Genomic DNA, 20,754 nt, shown 5'->3' on the forward strand with positions numbered 1-20,754 from the left:
GGCTGATTATGAGGTGATACTATGGAGGAAATCGTTCGAGTGATGAATGCTCTGAAGATCTGGAACAGCGGGCGCGCTGAGACCAAAGCGGTGGATCACGTCAGTTTCTCTGTGCAGGTCAGATCGTTTACCGTCATTATTGGGAAAAGCGGTTGCGGTAAATCTACGTTGCTGTCACTGATTGCAGGACTGGAAGTGCCGGATGAAGGGATAATCTTCATTGCCGGACAGGAAATGGGAAAAAGTGAAACACAGAGAGCAATGATTCGGCGGACATCTGTGGGAATGGTCCATCAGTTTTTTGATTTGATCCCTGAGCTGACAGTCAGGGAGAATCTGAGAGTTCCGTTTGATCTGAACAATGCGTTACTGGATGAGGTTTATGTGGATTCACTGATCCGCCAGCTGGAACTGGAAGGACTGGAAGACCGCTTCCCGCATCAGATATCCGGCGGTCAGCAGCAGAGGGTGGCCATAGCGAGAGCCCTGTCTGTGAAACCGGCAGTGGTACTGGCTGATGAACCTACAGGGAATCTGGACCGGAAGAGTTCACAGCAAGTCATGGAACTGTTTCGCCGTTTACAGAGAAACATGGGATTGACGGTCATCATGGTGACGCATGACCTGGATCTGGCAAAACAGGCAGACCGCATTCTTTACATGGAAGATGGGAAACTCAGTGAGTATGGTGTACAGAAACAGGCATAGAAATGCAAAGCGGGACCAGACGACAATAGGGAAGATTATACAGAATCCCAGAGCGGCCAGACTGTTTTCGCTGGCAATGGCGCTTACCATGGTTCTGGTCGCGGTCTCTGTCTGCATTCAATACCGGAATGTACAGGATCAAAGAAAAACACAGCAGGAATGGCATGGTGCATGGCAGGCGGTTTTGATGGACCCGGATCTCACAGCTCTGCAGGAAGCTTCGGAGAACCTGGTTATAAAAAAAAGGGGATCTGTGCAAACCGCAGCAATGAAGGACGGAACCATTGCAGGCACTGGAGATAAGCAGTTTTTCGAGATGGCAAATCTGTCCATAAAAAAGGGCAGACTGCCGGAAACAGGTTCAGAAATGGCAGCAGAAGCCTTATGGCTGGATGAGCGCGGATTTTCATACAGGATTGGCCAGAAAATACAAATAGACGAGAAAGTTTTTACTCTGACCGGGATTCTGGACAGTTATACAGCCAACTGGACAGCCGGAAATCACGTCCCGCAGATTTGGATAACCAGACTGGACAAACCGGAACATACACTCCTGTATATGCAGGCAAAGTCCGGATACGAAGCCGTATTTGATGAATGGTCTCCGAAATCGGGAGTTCTGGTCAGGAATATGTATCTGGAATATGGATATCAGCCATTTTCGGCTTCAAGTCTTCCATGGACAATTGCGACGACAGCAGCTGCAGCAGGCGGACTCGGTATTATGTTCATGATCGTGTCCCACTGGCTGGACTCCAGACAACTGAATATCATCCGTCTTAAATCACTTGGAGCAGACACGGGGCTGCTCATGAAGCCGATGCTGTTTCTGTTTCTTGGCAGTTCGGTATGGGTTCTGCCAGTTATGTCGGCTGTGTTTCTCGCCTTTCGTCCCCCATGGTTTGTAATGGCCGGGATTGCGGGATTCTGGATGATCCTGCTGCTGGTACTGGCATTTGCCGCATGGGTCATCCTCTTCCACATCCCTTCGAGAGTCAGTCTGCATGCAGAAAAAGGATACATTCCGGAACACCTTCCGACAGGAAGAAAAACCGTATCATGCTCTATGCTGGCAGGCAGGTGGCTCTGGTGGAACTGGAAACCGGCGATCACAGGATCTGCCTTGCTGGCAATACTGGCAGGCATCATCGCTTATACAGCGACGGGATTCTGGTTTGATACGGAGATGGAAAAACAGGTGGGACGCAAACCTGATTTTCGGTTTTACCCCGCCTCAGCTGAAGCGTCTGTTTCCCAGGCAGAGCTGCAGAAAATCAGAACCATACCCGGAGTACGGGAAATGTACAGCTATACAATCAGGAATGATTTGCCGGAAAATGACAAAGCCTATTCGATTGGCTGGGAGGGAATGGAATTGTCTCCTGTGTATCAGATACCTGGGGAGTACCGCTCCCAGCTCAGTCTCTTTGCATTCCAGAATAATGGCACAGACTTGTCGCCAGTGATTATTGAGCCGGATGAGCTGCCTCCTCTGGCTGATGTTTTAAAGCACAATGGGATAAACCTGACGGATTTGAACAATGACGATGCACTTTTGTATCTCCCTGCTTTTTCATGGACCGTTGCAGGAAGCGCAGATTGTCCGAAGATCCAGGTATTTCCGGATAATCCGGAAATCGATTATGGGAAAGACGTAACATTCAGGACTGATGTGAGTCTGGCTGCGGGACAGGAGATTCTGATCCGGAGTCCGGAAGGACAGAGCAGAACCGCCAGAATTCCTGTACTGGTAAGACAGCCGCTGAACTATACCGTGGATTACAGGGGCTTGATATCTGACTGGACCAGCAGCTTCTCACTGCCCTATGTCGTGATTGTTCCGAAAGGCTTTTTTGGAAGTGAGTCGGCAAATCGGGTGGAAGTCTGGACTGAAGGACGCAGGGATGCAGCAATTCAGTCAGATATGGCAGCTTTGGCCAGTCACAGCGGGATGAAACTGCAGAATGATGCTGTTACAAATGAAAAAATCATTCGCTTCTTTGCTGATGAGCGGCTATTGTACTGCGTTTTGACGGTCGTGGTTTTTCTGGTCTGGATATTCATTCTGTGCTGGTCGGTCATCCGGGTTCGAAAAAGCATAAAGAATTTTCTGAACAGGCTGCGCAGGACCGGGACAGACACACGTACTTGTCTTGCAATCAGGAATCAGATTGTACTGAGAATCGGGCTGGCAAGTATAGTGTTCACCGGGGCAGCTTTGACAGCCTGTCTTTGGCTGCAGTTGTCATTCATACCCAATCTGTCCATGATAACCCGGGCTGCTCCATCGCTGGTTGATCCCTCTGGCCAGCCTGCAGGAGTTCTGTGGATTCTGCTTCGAATCACGCCGGCAACCTATGGATTTGCAGCCCTGTCCGGACTGCTGCAGTCCTTGCTGTGCATGACAGGAACAAAACAGGCAATGGATATCAGAAAGATAAATAAATGCTGAGTAATCAATCAGTAACTTCTCCAGGATATGCTCATATCAGAAAGGCAGGTGCAGATACTATGAAAAAATCCATCTGTGCAGCAGTTGTTTCCGCTTCCATGATGCTGTCCCCATTTACGATTCTTGCCAATACTGAGGCACCAGAGGCACATACGATTATCGCTGAGCCCAGGAATGTAGAAACCTGGTATGGGGAAGGGTCAGTATCGGCGGGATCGGCTACAGTGTATCTCGCTGCAACCATGACCTATTCCAATGGCAGCTGGGGGGCGAGAGCCTGGGTGACCAGTGCTGTTGGCTGCACAGCTTCCGTTGTAAGTGCAGCTCCTGTGCCGACAACCGGAACTGTGACAGGCAGTGTATCCATCAACGGAATTTACTTTAACTATTCAGTAAGGGTTTATCCGCGCTGACAGCAGACAGGCATACCAGTTTGTATACTGACAGCCAGATAAACAAATCACACACAAACAGCCGGTTTTCTTCAGGGGACCGGTTTTTGAATCTGTTCTTCATTACCAAATCTCTGGAGATACAGCTGTCTTTGATAATAATGGTGGCATTTTGCCTGCATTTGCCATCATTGGAATGCAGCCCGTATTCTGCGCTTGAAACTGCCTGCTTTTTTCCATGTTGCACCCCGCGGCAGAATTGGTACACTTAACACGTATGACTGAGAAAATGAAATTTCCCTATGACATTCCCGAAGGTGCCGTCATGGACTATGTGGATGGCCGCTTTGTGGTCGCTGTCAAAGATGACTGCTGGAACGAAGAAGAGCTGGCCCTGCTGAAACAGGAACCATTCGTGGTCACGCTGTGCTGGTACAACGGGATCCTGCCGTTCATTCTGGAGGGCGGACCGGTGGATTCCAGCGATGTGTACTTCAACATCCAGGAATCCGATGCCGGAGACGAGATCCTGGGACTGGAAACGGCCCCGGATATGGAAATCGTGCTGGTGGATGCCGAAAACATGGTGGAATGGCAGAAGCGCAAAACGCTGCCGGATGCGTTCTGGCAGCAGCTGAAACAGCTTCTGAAGCAGCAGGCACAAACTGCCTTCATGCCGGGGGAATACGACGTGAATGTGGAAGGACTCATGTCTGCATACGAACCCTTTGAGCTGCATAAATACGAAAAAGCAACCGTGAAATTTTAGGAGGACTCATGAAAGCTGTCATTACTGTTGTCGGTGCGGACCGCACCGGAATCCTCGCCCTGGTGGCCAGCGAATGCGCCGCACGCAACTGCAACATTCTGGATGTGTCTCAGACCATCGTGGATGGTGTTTTCACCATGACCATGATTGCGGACATGGACGGCCTTACGGAGTCCTTCGAAGCCTTTGCCGATCACATGGAAACCGTGGGAGCCGAAAACGACCTGGCGGTGCGCGTCATGAACCGGGCCATCTTCAAGGCCATGCATTCGATTTAGGGAGGCTTCATGCAGGTATCTGAAATTCAGGAAACCATCAAGATGATCGACGAGGAGTGCCTCGACATCCGGACCATCACCATGGGGATCTCCCTGCTGGACTGCATCGATCCGGACATCGACACGTCCTGCCGCAAATGCGAGGAAAAAATCTGCCGGCTGGCGAAGGACCTGGTGCGAACCGGCGAGGAGATTTCCCGGACTTATGGCATTCCCGTGGTCAACAAGCGGATCTCCGTGACCCCGATTGCCTTTCTGGTGGCAGCCAGCGGCGGGGATCCTGTGAAATATGCCCGGATGCTCGAGCGCTGTGCGCAGAAGCTCGGCGTAGACTTCATCGGCGGCTATTCCGCCCTGGTGCAGAAGGGCTATGCCCACGGTGACCGGGAGCTGATCGACAGCATTCCCCGGGCGCTGAAGGAGACACAGCATGTCTGTGCATCCGTGAACATCGGCAGTACGAAAGCGGGGATCAACATGGATGCGGTGAAACGCATGGGCGAAGTGATCCGCGAAGCGGCGGAGCTCACTGCAGATGACAACTGCATCGGCGCGGCGAAGCTCGTGGTGTTCTGCAACGCCCCCGAGGACAATCCCTTCATGGCCGGCGCCTTCCACGGTGTGGGTGAAGGCGACTGTGTGATCAATGTGGGTGTATCGGGTCCCGGCGTGGTGCGCGCGGCCCTGGCCAAGGCCCCGAAAGATGCACCCATTGACAGGATCGCGGATCTCATCAAGCGCACGGCGTTCAAGATCACGCGCATGGGCCAGCTTGTGGGCACCGTGGCCAGCGAGAAGCTGGGGGTGCCCTTCGGCATTGTGGACCTGTCTCTGGCGCCGACACCGGCTGTGGGCGACTCCGTGGCGCACATCCTGGAAGAAATCGGGCTGGAGACCTGCGGCGCCTACGGCACGACTGCGGCGCTGGCGATGCTCAACGATGCGGTCAAGAAAGGCGGCGTCATGGCCACGAGTCATGTGGGCGGTCTGTCCGGTGCGTTCATTCCCGTTTCCGAGGATGCGGGGATGATCCACGCAGCAAAGGAAGGCATCCTGAAGCTGGAGAAGCTGGAGGCCATGACCGCGGTGTGCTCTGTGGGTCTGGACATGATCGTGATTCCCGGCGAGACCCGGGCGGATGTCATTTCCGGCATCATTGCAGACGAGGCAGCCATTGGCATGGTGAACTCGAAGACCACCGCCGTCCGGCTGATTCCCGCCATTGGCAGGAAGGTGGGGGAAACACTGGATTTCGGCGGACTGCTGGGAGAAGGCCCGGTGATGCCCGTGAACCAGACCTCTGATGCGGTGTTCATCAACCGCGGCGGACGCATTCCGGCTCCGCTGCAGGCACTGAAAAACTGAGTCAGGTTGGGGGAAGCACAGCTCCGGAGCTGCTGTCAGGGCAGCCCGGGGCTTTTTGACACTTTCCGGCACTTTCTGAAAACCTGTTGCAATAGCCAGATGGGTATGTATAATTGTAGTCAATACCACGAAGGGAAGAAGTAAGGTTCCCGGGTGCCTTTCAGAGAGACAGCGGCTGGTGCAAGCTGTCAGGACCCGCTCCTGAACGTGTCCCGGAGTTGCCCTGTCGAAAGTTCGTGAGGCGGTGGCCGTTGATTCGCGTTAAGAATAAGGTGTCATCCGTACTGGCGGATGGAAGACTGGTGGTACCGCGCTTTCAGCGTCCTTTCATAGCTTTTTATGAATGGACGCTTTTTTGTTTCACGGGGAAGAAAGAGGAGAACAGGAAAATGAACAAGTTTTTGAAACTGACACTTACTGCCGGCATGGCGGCATCTGTGCTGGCCGGCTGCTCTTCCGCAGGCACTGCGGATGATGCAAAGGCAGACGAAGGAAAGAGCGAGCCGAAGGAAATCATCGTCGGCATCTCTCCGGACTATCCGCCTTATGAGTCCATCGAAGGCGATGCGATCGTGGGCTTCGATGCGGACATGACGGAATGGCTGTTCAACTACATGAAGGAAGAGGAAGGCCTGGACTACACCTACACCTTCAAGCAGATGAGCTTTGACACCATCGTATCGGCGATTCAGACCGGTCAGATCGACCTGGGCATTTCCGGCTTCACCTATGACGAAGACCGGGAAAAGGCCGTGGCCTTCTCCGATCCCTACAACACCTCGGCCCAGGTTGTCGTGGTGGCCGGCGACAGTGACCTGGCCAGCGTCGCGGACCTGAATGGCAAGAAAGTCGGTGCTCAGCTGGGCGCAACCGGCCAAAGCGCAGCAGAGGAAATCGAAGGCGCCGAGGTCACACCGGTGCAGGACGTGAAGGTGCTCATGGAAACCCTGAAGTCCCACGGACTGGATGCAGTGGTTCTGGACACAGCCGTGGCCAACAACTACGCAGCCGGCGGGGAATACAAAGTCGTGGGTGACCACCTGATGGAAGAGGAGAACTTCATCATTGCCGCGAAGGACAACGAAGAGCTGCTCAAGCAGGTCAACACCGCCATCAAGGCATTCAAGGAAAGCGACGATTACACCAAACTGAAAGAAAAGTGGGGCGTGTGATCCATGTGGGAGACATTTCTGTCCCCCGATAATCTCACCTATATGCTCAAAGGTGCCGGCGCATCCCTCGCGCTGGCACTTGGTGCGTTGATATTCGGTGTGATGATCGGCGTGGTCATGGCGGCAATGAAGCTGTCGAAATCGAAAGTGCTGAACGTGATCGGCAGTGTGTATGTGGAGATCCTCCGGGGTACCCCGATGCTGCTGCAGCTCCTGTTCTTCTACCTGGGTGTTCCCGTGCTCTATCAGATGATTGCCGGCACGCGCCTGCGTGTGGATCCTTATGTGGTGGGTCTGATCGCGATGTCCCTGAACTCCGGTGCCTACCAGACGGAGCTGATCCGTTCGGGGATCCAGGGCGTGGACAAAGGCCAGTGGGAGGCCTGCGAGACCCTGGGCATTTCCTATGTGACGATGATGAAGGAAGTCATTCTGCCGCAGGCCTTCAAGCGGATCATCCCGCCCATGGTCAGCGAGTTCATCACCCTGATCAAGGACAGCTCCCTGATTTCCTGCATCGGCGCGGCGGAGCTGCTGTACACAGCCCAGGTGCTGGGCGCCAAGTACTACAACTACCTGGATCCGCTGATTATCGCCGGATGCATGTATCTGGTGATGACCGTCACGATTTCCTTCATTGCCCGGAAAATAGAAAAGAGGATGGCAGTCAGTGATTAAAGTCGAACATGTATCCAAGCACTTCGGCGGCGTGCATGCAGTCAATGGCGTCAGCCTGGAAGTGAACAAGGGGGACATCGTGTGCCTGATCGGTCCCTCCGGCTCCGGCAAGTCCACGCTGCTTCGGTGCATCCATGGTCTGGAGACGGTGGATGACGGCGCGGTGTATATGGACGGCGAGCTGATGGATCCCGCAGACAAGGCAAAATACCGGGAGCAGCGAAACCGCATGGGGTTTGTGTTCCAGCACTTCAACCTGTTCCCCAACAAGACGGTGCTGGACAACTGCACGCTGGCGCAGATGACGGTGCTGAAGCGCTCCCGGGAAGAAGCGGAGAAGACGGCGCTGGAGTATCTGGACAAGGTAGGGCTGCTGGACAAGAAGGACAGCTACCCCAACCAGCTTTCCGGCGGACAGAAACAGCGTGTGGCGATTGCCCGGGCCCTGTGCATGAACCCGGACATGATGCTGTTTGACGAACCCACCAGTGCGCTGGATCCCGAGATGATCAAGGAAGTGCTGGAGGTCATGAAGGACCTGGGACGCCAGGGCATGACCATGATCGTGGTCACGCATGAGATGGGATTTGCCAGGCACGTGGCCAACCGGGTGCTCTTCCTGGACCAGGGGCATCTGGTGGAAGAAGGAGACAGCGAGGCGTTCTTCACGAACCCGAAATCCGAGCGGGCGAAGGACTTCCTGTCAAAGGTGTTCTACGATGCTCAGTGAATTCGCTGCCGAGCAGTGGATGACCCGCTATGAAACGCTGGCGAAGGTGAACATGACCGAAACCAGCTGTGACGCACTGCGTCTGGAAGAACTCGAGGCCCTGGAACCGGGCCTTTTTTCCGAACTGGTGCTGGATTACGGTCCCATCACCGGCAGTGAGGAACTCAAGCGGCAAATCCTGGCCATGTATGAAACCGGCGGACCGGAAAACATCACCACGGCAGCGGGATGCGTGAATGCCAGCCAGCATGTGATGGATGAACTCATTGAACCGGAAGACAGCGTGATGGTGTTCACCCCGGGGTATCAGCAGTTTGCCGGGTACGCCGCCAGCCTCGGGGCGCAGGTGACAGAACTGCAGCTGGATCCTGCAAACTGGCAGGCGGATCTGGATGCGCTGGAGGAAGCGGCAGAACACAGGGGGCTGGACCTTCTGATCCTGAACCTGCCTGGCAATCCCACCGGCACGATCCTGACGGAAGAGCAGCTGCAGCGGGTGATCCGCATTGCGGAAACTCACGATGCGTGGATCCTCTGCGACGAGGTCTACCGCGGTATCGGAACGGTCATGCCATCCGTAAGCGACCGGTATGAAAAGGGGATCGCCACGGGGTCGCTGTCGAAGGCCCTGGCCTGTCCGGGGATCCGGATCGGCTGGGTGAAGGGCCCTGGCGCGCTGATCGACCGGCTGAACATCCGCCGGGACTACACCTTCATCGGGGCGGGGCCGCTGAATGACCGCATGGCTGCGGCGGTTCTCCGCCACCGGGAAGCGGTCCTGGCCCGCAACAATGCCATCGTAAAGCAGAACACTGCGGCGCTTCGAGCGTGGCTCCAGGACAATCCTTCGTATTCCTGTGTGATTCCCGAAGCAGGATCTGTGGCGCTTCTGCGGCTGCCTGAGGGGGTGGATGACGAGGACTTCGCGCTGCAGCTGATGGAGAAAGCCGGGCTGTTCTTTGTGCCGGGGCGTTTTTTCGGGGCGCCGGGGACCCTGCGGCTGGGGCTGGGCAGGCCGCCTGAAGTCTTTATGAAAGGGCTTACTCTTCTGGCCGGATTTGCCTGGGGTTCATAGAATTGTGCTATGTTTCATGATAGAATATGCCGGCAAGGGGTGTTGGAAATGAAGAGATCATGGATGGCGGTTCTGTGCCTTGTTCTGGCCGGCTGTGTCCGCGTGGGAGGCGGGCAGACGGGAGAAAACCGGGAAGTCACGGACAGTGCCGATACAGTGAAACAGGTCATGACCTGCACGTCGGAGGCGGGCAGTTATGAATTCAACGCACAGGGGGACCAGGTCACAAAATCTGTGCAGACCGAAAGCGTTTCCTTTGAGGAACTGGGCCTGGAACAGGGTGCGGATGCGGCAAAGATCGAAGAAGCGATCACCCGGGTGCTGGCAGAATCCTACGGCAGCCTGGAAGGCGTTGATGCCTCGGGTGCCGTGAAGGATGGCCGCGTGGAGATGACGGTTTCCATTGATTATGAGACTGCCGACCACCAGGCGCTGATCGACGCCGGTCTGCTGGAACCCGGAGAACTGGACTCCCAGTACGTCAGTCTGGAACGGACGCAGTCGGAACTGCAGTCCCAGGGGTTTGCCTGCAGGGTCGGATAAATGCGCTACTACATCGCCGACTGCCACTTCTGGCACGCGGCCCTGAACGATCATATGGACTGCCGGGGGTTTGCATCTGTCGGCGAAATGAATGAGCACATGATCGAGTGCTGGAACCGGCGGGTCAGGCCCTGTGACGAGGTGGTGATCCTGGGTGACCTGAGCTGGGGAGATGCAGCCAGGACCACCGAAATTCTTGAGCGGCTGAACGGCCGTCTGTATCTCGTCCGCGGTAATCATGACAGGTATCTGAAGGATCCTGCCTTCGATGCCTCCCGGTTTGAATGGATCCGTGACTATGCAGAGCTGAGTGACAACCGCCGCAAGGTGGTCCTGTCCCACTATCCCATGGCCTGCTACAACGGACAGTACCGGTTGGATGAACAGGGCAGTCCCCGCTCCTACATGCTGCATGGACATATCCATGACACGATGGACCAGGCCCTGCTGGATGCCTGGCAGGATATGGCGTCTTCCACCATGGTCACTGATCCCGGCGGGCGCCGGCGGCCTGTCCCCTGTCACCTGATCAACTGCTTCTGCCAGTATTCGGGTTACACGCCGCTGACGCTGGATGAATGGATCGAGACAGACAGAAAGAGAAGAGAAACGCAGAAAGAGAGAGAATTTGATGGAGAAACTGGAGTCAAGGAAGGGTGCCAAGGCGCTGTATGTCCAGATCAAGGACATATACCGGCGCAGGATCCTGGAAGGTGACCTGCAGCCCGGTGACAAGATAGAAAGTGAAACCCAGATTCAGAAGATGTACGGCGTCTCCCGGATCACTGCCCGACAGGCCATTCTGGATCTGGAAAAGGACGGTATGGTCAACCGTGGACGAGGGCGCGGCACATTTGTCATCTGGAAGCCGGCCATGTCCGAAACCCTGGAAGGGATCCGGGGATTCACGGAAGAAATGCGCCTGCACGGCAGACAGCCCGGCACATCCAGCTGGCATGCCAGCACAAGAGCCTGCGGCAGGCGGATGGCGGCAGCCTTCGGCCTGGACCCGGAACAGGAAGCCTTTGTCGTGGAGCGTGTCTGCACGGCTGACGACATCCGGATTGCATACATCATTTCCTGCTTTCCTGACGGCGGATTCAGCTACCTGGGCGGATCGGTCTATGAGGAAACCGGCGCCCCGGCCCGGGTGGAGGAAGAGTTCTCGGCCCAGCTGCCGGATGAGGAAGTGGTGTCCAGTCTGAACATCTCCCGGACACTGCCGGTTCTGGTCCGCAAGCGCCTCGGGTTTGACAGCGAGGGCAGAGTCATGGAGTATTCCCTGACCTACTACCGCAGCGACCTGTATTCCTGGAACCGCACACAGTGATGAGAAGCACCGCCGCCCGGGGGCTGCGTCAGTCTCTTTCCGGCACAGATCCGGGGAGGGGCTTTTTTTCACCGCAGTTGTCTGCCTGGGCGGGTACAGGAAAAGGCGGTGCCCGCAGGCAGAGAGCAAGAGAATGGAAAGGGCTGGACTGATTCAATGGAAAGGGAAAAACTGGGATCCCGGCTGGGATTCATACTGATTTCGGCGGGATGCGCGATCGGCATCGGCAATGTCTGGAAGTTCCCCTATGTGGCCGGGCTGTACGGCGGCGGGGTGTTCCTGTTCTTCTACCTGCTGTTTCTGCTGATGCTCGGACTGCCGGTCATGACCATGGAATTTGCGACCGGCCGGGCTGCCGGAACCAGTCCTGCCCGGCTGCTGGGAAAACTGGAGCCGGCGGGCACGAAATGGCACTGGTATACACCCTGTTTCCTGGCAGGCAACTGGCTGCTCATGATGTTCTATACTGTCGTGACGGGCTGGATGCTCCGGTATTTTGCGGATATGGTCGCAGGACAGTTTGTAAATGCCGGGCAGGAACAGGTAAGTACCCACTATGTGGATATGCTGTCGAATCCGGGTCCCCTGGTGTTCTTCACCATTCTGGTGATTGTGTCGGGATTCGGCATCTGTGCCCGGGGCCTGCAGGCCGGACTGGAAAGAGTCACGAAATGGATGATGGGCGCCCTGTTGGTCATCATGGTGGTGCTCGCCGTGAATTCCATGCTGTCCGCCGGGGCTGCAGAAGGCGTGAAGTACCTCTTTGTGCCGGATTTTGCCCGGGCCAGGGAAATCGGCCTGGGCAGTGTCATTGCAGCCGCGATGAACCAGGCGTTCTTCACGCTGTCCCTGGGGATCGGCGCCATGGCCATCTTCGGATCCTATATCGGCAAGGAGCACCGGCTGTTCGGGGAATCCGTGCATATCGCCCTCCTGGACACTTTTGTGGCGCTCACGGCAGCCCTGATCGTGATTCCTTCCTGTTTTGCCTACAACGTGGAAACCACCGCCGGACCGGGTCTGATTTTTGTCACGCTGCCCAACATCTTTGCGGCCATGCCTCTGGGCAGGCTCTGGGGGTCGCTGTTCTTCCTGTTCCTGAGCTTTGCCGCCTTTTCCACGATCCTGGCGGTGTTCGAGAACATCATTTCCAGCACCATGGACCTGACCGGGTGGTCACGGAAGAAAACCTGTGCTGTCTGTGCGGCAGCGATGATGGTCCTGAGTCTGCCCAGTGCCCTGGGCTTCAATGTCCTCGCCGGGCTCCAGCCGCTGGGAGCCGGAAGCACGATCATGGACCTGGAGGATTTCCTGGTTTCCAACATCCTGCTGCCCCTGGGATCGCTGGTGTTCGTGGTGTTCTGCACCTGGAAACAGGGCTGGGGCTGGAACCGGTTCACCGAAGAAGCCGATACCGGCCGAGGATTGCGGTTTCCGAAATGGATCCGGACTTATTGCCGGTTCCTGCTCCCGGCAATCATTGCAGTGATCCTGATCACCGGCATTCTCCCCGGCTGAATCCATCCGCAAGGACCGCTGTCGTCAGACAGATGGGATGAAACTGATAAAAACCCGGATCCTTCCAGACACCTCTTGCTGCTTACAGCAGACAGGTGGCGGGAGAATCCGGGTTTCTTTTGTGCAGACTGCCCCTTTGTCAGAACCCGGGGCAGGCGGCAGGCCTGGCCGGGAATCTGTTTCAGGAGCCGGCAGATGCGGGTGACTCAGCGTTCTGTCACAGCCGGCATGTGCTGCGCAAACCACTGTCGCAGCGTGGCAGCTGTGTCCTTCAGGCAGCCGGGTTCAAAGGGCACCTGCAGATGCGCCCTGTGCATGAGGTCCCGGAACGGCAGGGTGCCGCCCAGCCGGCAGATCTGGAGATAATCCTGGAATGCCCCGCTGTCCCGATCGAGCATCCGGGCCAGAAACTGCAGGGCAGCCACCTGTGCCAGGGTGTAGTCAATGTAATAGAACGGGTCCATGAAGATGTGCAGCTGGCGCATCCACCATCCGCCTCGCTCCAGAACGTCGATTCCGCTGTAGTCCTTGTGCGGAAGATACTGTTTTTCCAGTGACCGCCAGCAGGCGTTCCGCTCGTCGGCAGTCCAGTCGGGATGGGCATAGACTTCATGCTGGAAGTGATCCACCAGCACGCCATAGGGCAGAAACTTCACCGCACCGGACAAATGGGCAAAGCGGTACCGGTCTGCTTCGTCTCCAAAGAAAGACTCCATCCAGGGCCATGTGAAGAATTCCATAGACATGGAGTGAATCTCCGCGGATTCACTGGTGGGCCAGGCAAGGTCTGACGGGAACACAGGCGTGGAGGACCAGACCTGGAAGGCGTGGCCTGCTTCATGCGTCAGGGTTTCCACGTCTGACTGCGTGCCGTTGGAATTGGCAAAGATGAACGGAGCCCTGTGATCGGGAAGCCAGGTGCAGTAGCCGCCGGCGGCTTTTCCCGGCCGGGCCTCCAGATCCATCAGCTGGCGGGCAGACATGTCGTCGAAGAAGCGCCCGGTTTCCTCCGAGAGTTCCCGGTACATCCGCTGTGCCCGTGCGGTCATTTCACTGCCGGCACAGACCGGGGCCGGGTTTCCGGAGGGAAATTCCGACTTTTCCTGCCAGACGGGAAGGGTCGCGGTATGCAGGCGCTGTTTCTGCGCGGTGTACAGTTCCTGACAGAGCGGGACGATATCTTCCAGGATCTGCTGTCGGTAGGTTTCCACATCCTGCCGGTCATAGTCGAAGCGGTGCATCCGCAGATACCCGAGATCGATGAAGGATTCGAAGCCCAGACAGTGTGCCATGTCTGTGCGGACCTGGACCAGGTCACTGAAGAGTGCCTGCAGCTCCGGTTCGTTCTGCGCAAACCATCCCCAGTATGCCAGACTGGCCGTTTTCCGGACCTCCTGGTCGGGATCGTTCATGGGTTTCTCGAGCTGTGCCAGGGTATGCTGTGTCCCGTCAAAGGGGATCTGGGCGGAGGCAATCAGGTTCTGGTAGGCGGAAGCCAGGGAGGCTTCCTTCTGCAGCAGTGGGATGATCTCCGGTGAAAAACTTTTCCGGTCCATCTCAGCCGCCATGAACCAGGTTTTGGGAATGACCTGTTCAATGTCCGGCCGGAACGGACTGTGCAGGACCTGATCGAGGATCTTCTGGAAAGACTCCTCGATCAGGGGCATCGAGGCATCGAACCAGTCATTCTCCGCGGTATAGAACGGATCCCTGGTATCCAGGGTATGGCGGATGGCCGCCAGTTCCGCCAGGGTCATGAAATGCGATTTCAGGTCGTCATATTCATGCAGAATCTCCAGAAAAGCAGGAGCATCCCCGGCCTGCTGCAGGGACTGCAGGATGCGGTCCAGCTGTGCCTGAATGTCTGCCAGGTCGGGTCGGGTATAGGGAAAGTCTTTGAATGTCATGAAATCTCCTTGTATTGCACAGAAACGTGCGGATTTGTGTCAGAACCGGAAGACATGTACCGGTTGACTCTGGTATAGTGCAATGGTCCGGCAGAGGTTCTTTCATTTCATCTTTTGTCTTCCGGACAAGCGGCCTCATTTGCGATCTGAGGTCTTTTTTTTGTGTCCGTGCATTCCTCTGCCTCCTTATCATACAGCGGGATGCCGTCGATGAAAGGCAGGAAGTCACGTCCGGCAGACTGCCGATAGCAGGCACAAGGGTCTCCGGGTATAAAAAAAAGCGCCGCTGTTGCGGCGTTGTCTGCTGAATGGTGACGCGTACGGGATTCGAACCCGTGAATGCATGCGTGAAAGGCATGTGAGTTAACCGTTTCTCCAACGCGCCATCTTGATTGCCTAGAAAGGATAGCATGGAAAAATCAGAAGTGTCAAGAAGAATATTTACTGGAAACAGGCTGCGCGTAATGGGGAGTGCAACGGCGTTTCATCACGTACCGCAGATGATTCTGCCCGCCTGCCTGCATGACAGCGGGAAAACTGCTGAAGGCCGGTTGCCGGTTTATGGGGAATGTGCAGGGAGTTGAAGGGAGTGGATGCAGGGCAGGGGAAGCCAAACGGTCCGGAGAACACAGGAGCCCCGGTCATATGACCAAATATAATGAGAGGGTCACAAGAAAGAAAAAAAGCCTCAGATTTCTCCGAGGTCTCCTACAGTAACGAACCAGAGGTGCCCGTTTTCGATGAAAACGAAGCTCTTCAGGTCCGAATTTTTACGAAATGGTGACGCGTACGGGATTCGAACCCGTGAATGCATGCGTGAAAGGCATGTGAGTTAACCGTTTCTCCAACGCGCCAATCTATATTTGAACTCTGGCCTGAGTGCCTGTCTAATATACCACATCAGTTTTTCCTGTCCACCAGTTTGTTCAGAATATTTTCAAAATGCGCCTGTTTGTCTCTCAGGATCTCTGCAAACACCGGATCCTGACGCGTTTCCAGCAGCATCTGTGCCCAGTTGGCCCAGATCATGTCGGCCACCAGCTCGAACACCATGATCTGCCATTCGGGATATGAACTGTTGTATCCCTCGAGAAACTGCGCACGGGCAGCAGGGTCCAGGATGCTGTTTTCCGACAGAAACCCGGCCAGGTCAAACCGGGGATCGCCTGCAGCCGCATATTCATAGTCGATGAGCCAGTCCCGGTCCTGTCCCAGAAGGATATTCCCGCAAACCAGGTCGTTGTGACACAGACAGAGCGGCTCCCAGAGAGAACGGGCGCAGTCCAGGATCTCCTGTTCATGGGGAAAGGAAACCGGGGTCCTGGTCCGGCTGCGGTACTGCTCCAGCTTTTCGAAGGGATCGAACACTGTCTCGACTGGTGGCTTTCTGTGCAGAAAGGCAACGAGCTGTCCGGCGCGTCTGTATCTGTCTGCATCAGCGGACTCGCCGAATGTCACAGCCTGCACTCGCCGGCTCAGTTTCTCGCCGGTTGTCCGGTCATAGTACAGCGTTGGCACATCCAGATCCGCAGCGAGTTCCATGGCGCGGATCTCCGCATCGTGGCTTGTGGCCAGCAGAGCGGCTCCCGCTTTTGGCCGGCGCCAGAAATACTGGCGGTCTTGCGCTGTCACCAGCAGATTCTCATTGGAAATCCCCAGATTCGTCGGTTCAATGGTAAAGTCCGTGCTGCCGACTGCAGCTGCGATCGTCCGTTCATCCATATCTGTATGATACTCCCACAGGCCAGGGAGACACATTTCCTGGCATATCCCTCTCATGGGATATAATGAAGCTGTTCAGACCGCTCTGATACCGGGGAACTCACCTGGTGCGGGAGCAAAGGAGACCAGTTATGGAAAACAATGAATACAAATCCGGAGAATCCAGGGAAGCCGATACCCTGCAGGATACACCGAACGCAGCAGACAGTGCCGGCGGACCTGTTGCAGACACACAGAAGGATGTCAGTGCGCTGGAACGGGAAACGGCCAGGGCTGTGAGTGAACTTCCGGAGATTCCCTCGGATGACAGCACGGCCGATCCGGCGGCACCAACGGACACACAGGATCATGAGAAGCCGGAAGGTCCTGCAGAGCAAGCACAGGATGAGACCCGTCAGGATGCCGGCAGCCATCGGGATACACAAGCCGATGCAGCCGGAAGCGGTCCGGAAACCGCAGGACAGGTTCCGCCCCGCCCGAAGAATGGTCCCGACCTGAAGATGCCCCGTCCACCCCGGGACGGCGGACCTGCCGGACAGATCCGCAGGGCGTCCTCCAATCCCGCCGCAGCCTTGATCCTTGCAGTCGTGGGACTGGTCTTTGCAGTGATCGGATCCGTCGGCAGCTGGTGGCTTGTCGCCGGTGTCATTTCCGTGCTGCTTTCTGCCGCGGCGCTCTTCTTTGCCTGGCACGCCTGGAGACCCCGCCGGCTGGAGATGCTCGCTCTGTCTCTGGCAGCCGCGGTGCTGGCCATTGCGGTATTTGCCCTGGGGCACGGCATCACAGGCACCATCCAGCGCATGTCCTGGAACACAGGGATCCGGTATGAATACGGCGAACCCTGGAATCCCTATGATGAAGCAGAGGACTACTACCGGGATTTCTTCGAACATGACGATGACTGGTATGACATCGATGAGTACAACGGGTACTGGGACTGAGACCGTCATCAAAGTGACAAAGTGACTGGGATTTATCTCAGTCTGCCACGGAATTGCAGGAAAGCCGCTTGAAAGAGCGGCTTTTTTTGAGTAGAGTAAATAAGCATGCGTGGGAGGGCGAGAGCCCGGAAACCACTGCATAAGACAAATACAGGAGGTGTCTTATGGCCAAGAAAAAAGTAACGAAAGTCTGCAAGCTCCAGTTCATGGCCGGCGGTGCAAAACCCGGACCGGCGCTGGCTTCTGCAGGCATCAACATGCCGCAGTTCTGCAACGCATTCAACGATGCGACCAAGGACCGCAAAGGTGATGTCGTACCTGTCATCATCACTGCCTATGAAGACAAGAGCTTCGATTTCCAGCTGAAAACCACTCCGGCTGCAAACCTGCTGAAGAAAGCTGCCGGCATCAGCAAGGCCAGCGGTGACCAGAAGGTGACTGCAGGATCCATCACCAAGGATCAGCTGAAGGAAATTGCCGAGTACAAGATGCCGGACCTCAACGCCAACGATGTTGAGGCTGCCATGAAGATCATCGCAGGCACTGCGAAGAACATGGGCATCAAAGTGGAAGGCATGGAATAGGAGAACGACATGGCAAAGACTAGCAAGAGATACAGAGCAGCTGCCGAAAAGGTGGACTTCGAAAAAGCTTATCCCGTTGCAGAGGCTGTCGCCCTGGCAAAGGAACTGGCAAGCGCGAAGTTCGACGAAACGGTGGAGCTGTGCTTCAACCTGAACGTTGACCCCCGTCACGCAGATCAGCAGATCCGTGGCGCCATGGTTCTGCCCAACGGCACCGGCAAGACACAGAAAGTGGCTGTCGTGGCTGAAGGCGACAAGGCCCGCGAGGCCGAAGAAGCCGGTGCTGATTTTGTCGGCTCCGACGAAATGATCCAGAAGATCCAGGGCGGCTGGATGGACTTCGATGTCCTGATCGCCACTCCCAACATGATGGGCAAACTGGGTCGTCTGGGACGCATTCTGGGCCCCAAGGGTCTGATGCCGAACCCGAAGACCGGAACGGTGACCATGGATGTGGCCAATGCCGTAAACGAAGTCAAGAAGGGTAAAGTAACCTACCGTGTGGACAAGGACGGCAACATCAATGTCCTGATCGGCAAGGTATCCTTCGAGGACGGCAAGCTGGTGGAAAACTTCAACGCGATCTTCAACACGATCCTGAAGGCACGTCCGACCAAGGTCAAGGGAACCTACATGAAGAACCTGGTGCTGTCCACAACCATGGGCCCCGGCATCAAGGTCGAGATTGTAAAATAACATTTGACATCCTGCAGTGATGCAGGTAGATTTAGGTTGTTATCGATATTCCAAAGACAGTAACGGCGAAAGCTTAATCATGTTACCGAGGGACGCAGATACTTGTTTTTAAGTATGCAAGCCCGCGGTCCGCGGGCTTTTGTATTTTGGATATCATGACGATAGAAGCAGAGGTGGAAGAATGAACAAAGACATCCTCGCGCAGAAGGAAGCTGCCGTCAGCGCCCTGACGGACCGCATGAAAGATGCTGCCAGCATTGTGCTGGTGGAATACCGCGGTCTGACAGTGGCTGAAGTGACGGAACTGCGTAAGCTCCTGCGTGCTGAAGACGTCGACCTCCAGGTCTACAAGAACACCATCGCACAGCGTGCAGCCCGCTCACTGGGCTACGATGCCTTCGCCGAAGTCCTGAAAGGACCCAACGCCCTGGCATTCGGTGCCGATCAGGTTGCACCGGCGCGTGTACTGGCGAAGTTCGCCAAGGATCACGACAAGCTGATCGTGAAGAACGGTGTTGTGGACGGTGCAGTCGTCGACGAAGAAACCATCAAGACACTGGCAGCTCTCCCCAACAAGGAAGGCATGCTGGCGCGCTTTGCATCGACCCTGAACGCTCCGGTCATCAAGTTCGCGATGACTGTGAAGGCACTGGCCGAAGCCAAGGAAAACGGCGGAGCAGCCCCGGCCGAAGAAGCGGCTGCCGAATAACAGGAGGAAATCAAAATGGCTAAACTGACACAGGAAGACATTCTGGCATATCTTGAGGAGGCAACCATCCTCGAGCTGAACGACCTGGTAAAGGCGATCGAAGACAAGTTCGGCGTTGTGGCTGCTGCTGCAGTTGCTGCTCCGGCTGCTGAAGAGACAAAGGATGAAGGTCCGTCCGAAGTAACGGTTACCCTGACATCCGTAGGCGGCACCAAGGTTGCTGTCATCAAGGCTGTCCGTGAAATCACCGGTCTGGGCCTGGTAGATGCGAAGAAACTGGTTGACGGCGCTCCCGCTGCGATCAAGGAAAACATTTCTCCGGAAGAAGCCGATCAGATCAAGGAAAAACTGATGGCTGCCGGTGCAACTGTCGAAATCAAGTAAGATCTTTCTTGCTGACTTTCAGGCTCGGACTCTTCCGGGCCTTTTTTGTATAATGAGAGACATGGATCCGATACAGATTGAACAGCTTTCAAAGCGCTATGGTCAGACGACGGCCCTCGCAGGATTTTGCGCCATCATACCCGCGGGGTCCATTACAGTGGTCTTCGGGCCCTCCGGTTCGGGGAAAACGACTCTGCTGCGTATTCTTGCAGGACTGGAACAGCCGGAGGAAGGCACAGTGCAGGGGATTCCGGAGAGCGTGAAGATGACTTTCCAGGACGGAAAACTGCTGCCTCATGCCACGGTGCTGCACAACGTCATGTATGGTCTGGATGCCCGCCGGTGGTCCCGGCAGGTGCGGGAGCAAAAGGCGCGCCAGGCCATGGAACTCTGTGGCTGTCCGCCGGAAAACCAGGTGGCCGGCACCCTGTCCGGGGGACAGAGGCAGCGGGCTGCCCTGGCCCGAGCGATCGTTTCCCGGCCGGATCTGCTGCTGCTGGATGAATCGTTTTCCTCTCTGGATCAGGCTTCGAGGAAGGAACTTCAGACGGTCCTGCTCAGGCTGCAGGCCAGACTGCATATGACGGTTGTGTTTGTCACCCATGATCCGCAGGAAGCGCTGCGGCTGGCCGATACCCTGATCCTGCTGAAGAACGGGACATGTGCGGGCTGCCATGACCGGGATACGATGCAGGAGGCACTGGCAGCGGAATCCGGCGAAGGACAGGACCCGGATCATGAAGGGAAGTGACTGCCCTGCGTCCGTGTTCTGCCTTACGGTGAGGCGGGACGAAACAGCGC

At 56.1% G+C, this 20,754-nt stretch carries 23 protein-coding genes, 2 tRNA genes and 2 other annotated features; of the genes, 21 read left to right on the plus strand and 4 right to left on the minus strand.

Annotated features, from left to right (window positions below; translation table 11 throughout):
* Positions 1 to 21 precede the first annotated feature (21 nt).
* From aalo17_RS01775 to aalo17_RS01840, 14 genes are all read left to right on the plus strand, one after another.
* The gene (locus aalo17_RS01775; RefSeq protein ID WP_082743179.1) at positions 22 to 708 is read left to right on the plus strand and encodes an ABC transporter ATP-binding protein; all 687 of its coding nucleotides are present in this window, start codon (positions 22 to 24) and stop codon (positions 706 to 708) included.
* Between the two features lie 559 nt (positions 709 to 1,267).
* Positions 1,268 to 3,160: a hypothetical protein gene (locus aalo17_RS01780; RefSeq protein WP_145907437.1), complete on the plus strand. Its 1,893-nt coding sequence runs from the start codon at positions 1,268 to 1,270 to the stop codon at positions 3,158 to 3,160.
* A 59-nt stretch (positions 3,161 to 3,219) separates the two neighbouring features.
* The gene (locus aalo17_RS01785) at positions 3,220 to 3,573 is read left to right on the plus strand and encodes a hypothetical protein (protein ID WP_067554798.1); all 354 of its coding nucleotides are present in this window, start codon (positions 3,220 to 3,222) and stop codon (positions 3,571 to 3,573) included.
* A gap of 256 nt (positions 3,574 to 3,829) precedes the next feature.
* Complete coding sequence (locus tag aalo17_RS01790; protein ID WP_145907439.1) at positions 3,830 to 4,321, plus strand: hypothetical protein; 492 nt, start codon at positions 3,830 to 3,832, stop codon at positions 4,319 to 4,321.
* Between the two features lie 8 nt (positions 4,322 to 4,329).
* Complete coding sequence (locus tag aalo17_RS01795; protein ID WP_067554804.1) at positions 4,330 to 4,599, plus strand: ACT domain-containing protein; 270 nt, start codon at positions 4,330 to 4,332, stop codon at positions 4,597 to 4,599.
* A 9-nt stretch (positions 4,600 to 4,608) separates the two neighbouring features.
* Positions 4,609 to 5,964: a PFL family protein gene (locus aalo17_RS01800; RefSeq protein ID WP_067554807.1), complete on the plus strand. Its 1,356-nt coding sequence runs from the start codon at positions 4,609 to 4,611 to the stop codon at positions 5,962 to 5,964.
* 118 nt (positions 5,965 to 6,082) lie between these two features.
* Positions 6,083 to 6,294: a binding site (T-box leader), on the plus strand.
* A 59-nt stretch (positions 6,295 to 6,353) separates the two neighbouring features.
* Positions 6,354 to 7,136 (plus strand): transporter substrate-binding domain-containing protein, encoded by a 783-nt coding sequence (locus tag aalo17_RS01805; RefSeq protein WP_067554810.1) that lies wholly within the window; start codon positions 6,354 to 6,356, stop codon positions 7,134 to 7,136.
* Between the two features lie 3 nt (positions 7,137 to 7,139).
* Positions 7,140 to 7,814, plus strand: coding sequence for an amino acid ABC transporter permease (locus aalo17_RS01810; protein ID WP_067554813.1), 675 nt, complete (start codon positions 7,140 to 7,142; stop codon positions 7,812 to 7,814).
* Complete coding sequence (locus aalo17_RS01815; RefSeq protein ID WP_067554816.1) at positions 7,807 to 8,544, plus strand: amino acid ABC transporter ATP-binding protein; 738 nt, start codon at positions 7,807 to 7,809, stop codon at positions 8,542 to 8,544. Before aalo17_RS01810 ends, aalo17_RS01815 begins: the two co-directional genes overlap by 8 nt.
* Positions 8,534 to 9,619 (plus strand): aminotransferase class I/II-fold pyridoxal phosphate-dependent enzyme, encoded by a 1,086-nt coding sequence (locus tag aalo17_RS01820; protein ID WP_067554819.1) that lies wholly within the window; start codon positions 8,534 to 8,536, stop codon positions 9,617 to 9,619. Before aalo17_RS01815 ends, aalo17_RS01820 begins: the two co-directional genes overlap by 11 nt.
* A 48-nt stretch (positions 9,620 to 9,667) precedes the next feature.
* Positions 9,668 to 10,162, plus strand: a complete 495-nt coding sequence (locus tag aalo17_RS01825; RefSeq protein ID WP_158507671.1) for a DUF1307 domain-containing protein — start codon at positions 9,668 to 9,670, stop codon at positions 10,160 to 10,162.
* Complete coding sequence (locus aalo17_RS01830) at positions 10,163 to 10,879, plus strand: metallophosphoesterase (RefSeq protein ID WP_082743181.1); 717 nt, start codon at positions 10,163 to 10,165, stop codon at positions 10,877 to 10,879. It begins immediately after the preceding gene.
* Positions 10,794 to 11,492, plus strand: a complete 699-nt coding sequence (locus aalo17_RS01835; RefSeq protein WP_067554824.1) for a GntR family transcriptional regulator — start codon at positions 10,794 to 10,796, stop codon at positions 11,490 to 11,492. The genes aalo17_RS01830 and aalo17_RS01835 overlap by 86 nt, the downstream gene beginning before the upstream one ends.
* A gap of 156 nt (positions 11,493 to 11,648) precedes the next feature.
* Positions 11,649 to 13,010 (plus strand): sodium-dependent transporter, encoded by a 1,362-nt coding sequence (locus aalo17_RS01840; RefSeq protein WP_067554827.1) that lies wholly within the window; start codon positions 11,649 to 11,651, stop codon positions 13,008 to 13,010.
* 206 nt (positions 13,011 to 13,216) lie between these two features.
* Here aalo17_RS01840 and aalo17_RS01845 read toward each other — a convergent pair whose 3' ends face one another.
* The gene (locus aalo17_RS01845) at positions 13,217 to 14,917 is read right to left on the minus strand and encodes a M3 family oligoendopeptidase (RefSeq protein WP_067554830.1); all 1,701 of its coding nucleotides are present in this window, start codon (positions 14,915 to 14,917) and stop codon (positions 13,217 to 13,219) included.
* Positions 14,918 to 15,226: 309 nt separating this feature from the next.
* Positions 15,227 to 15,302: transfer RNA gene (locus aalo17_RS01850), tRNA-Glu, on the minus strand.
* Positions 15,303 to 15,327: 25 nt separating this feature from the next.
* On the opposite strand from aalo17_RS01850, the gene aalo17_RS12760 reads away from it, so the two are divergent.
* A complete protein-coding gene (locus tag aalo17_RS12760) occupies positions 15,328 to 15,501 on the plus strand; it encodes a hypothetical protein (RefSeq protein WP_158507673.1) in 174 nt (57 codons plus the stop codon).
* A gap of 194 nt (positions 15,502 to 15,695) precedes the next feature.
* On the opposite strand, the gene aalo17_RS01855 is transcribed toward aalo17_RS12760, so the two are convergent.
* A tRNA-Glu gene (locus aalo17_RS01855) sits at positions 15,696 to 15,771 on the minus strand.
* A gap of 46 nt (positions 15,772 to 15,817) precedes the next feature.
* A complete protein-coding gene (locus aalo17_RS01860; RefSeq protein ID WP_158507675.1) occupies positions 15,818 to 16,639 on the minus strand; it encodes a choline kinase family protein in 822 nt (273 codons plus the stop codon).
* A 131-nt stretch (positions 16,640 to 16,770) separates the two neighbouring features.
* Here aalo17_RS01860 and aalo17_RS01865 point away from each other — a divergent pair, with 131 nt between their 5' ends.
* The 6 genes from aalo17_RS01865 (at position 16,771) to aalo17_RS01890 (ending at position 20,704) form a co-directional block, all read left to right on the plus strand.
* Positions 16,771 to 17,580, plus strand: a complete 810-nt coding sequence (locus tag aalo17_RS01865) for a hypothetical protein (protein ID WP_067554836.1) — start codon at positions 16,771 to 16,773, stop codon at positions 17,578 to 17,580.
* A 164-nt stretch (positions 17,581 to 17,744) separates the two neighbouring features.
* Positions 17,745 to 18,164 carry a 50S ribosomal protein L11 gene (gene rplK / locus aalo17_RS01870; RefSeq protein WP_067554839.1) on the plus strand — a complete coding sequence of 140 codons (420 nt, stop codon included), beginning with the start codon at positions 17,745 to 17,747 and terminating at the stop codon, positions 18,162 to 18,164.
* A 9-nt stretch (positions 18,165 to 18,173) separates the two neighbouring features.
* On the plus strand, positions 18,174 to 18,860 hold the full coding sequence (rplA, locus tag aalo17_RS01875; RefSeq protein ID WP_067554842.1) for a 50S ribosomal protein L1: 687 nt from the start codon (positions 18,174 to 18,176) through the stop codon (positions 18,858 to 18,860).
* Positions 18,861 to 18,892: 32 nt separating this feature from the next.
* Positions 18,893 to 19,013, plus strand: a sequence feature (ribosomal protein L10 leader region).
* Between the two features lie 28 nt (positions 19,014 to 19,041).
* Positions 19,042 to 19,569 (plus strand): 50S ribosomal protein L10, encoded by a 528-nt coding sequence (gene rplJ / locus aalo17_RS01880; protein WP_067554845.1) that lies wholly within the window; start codon positions 19,042 to 19,044, stop codon positions 19,567 to 19,569.
* A 15-nt stretch (positions 19,570 to 19,584) separates the two neighbouring features.
* Positions 19,585 to 19,953 (plus strand): 50S ribosomal protein L7/L12, encoded by a 369-nt coding sequence (rplL, locus tag aalo17_RS01885; protein ID WP_067554848.1) that lies wholly within the window; start codon positions 19,585 to 19,587, stop codon positions 19,951 to 19,953.
* Between the two features lie 61 nt (positions 19,954 to 20,014).
* Positions 20,015 to 20,704 carry an ABC transporter ATP-binding protein gene (locus aalo17_RS01890; protein ID WP_067554851.1) on the plus strand — a complete coding sequence of 230 codons (690 nt, stop codon included), beginning with the start codon at positions 20,015 to 20,017 and terminating at the stop codon, positions 20,702 to 20,704.
* Positions 20,705 to 20,754 lie beyond the last annotated feature (50 nt).

The organism is Faecalibaculum rodentium (assembly GCF_001564455.1).
Classification (GTDB): Bacteria; Bacillota_I; Bacilli_A; order Erysipelotrichales; family Erysipelotrichaceae; genus Faecalibaculum; species Faecalibaculum rodentium.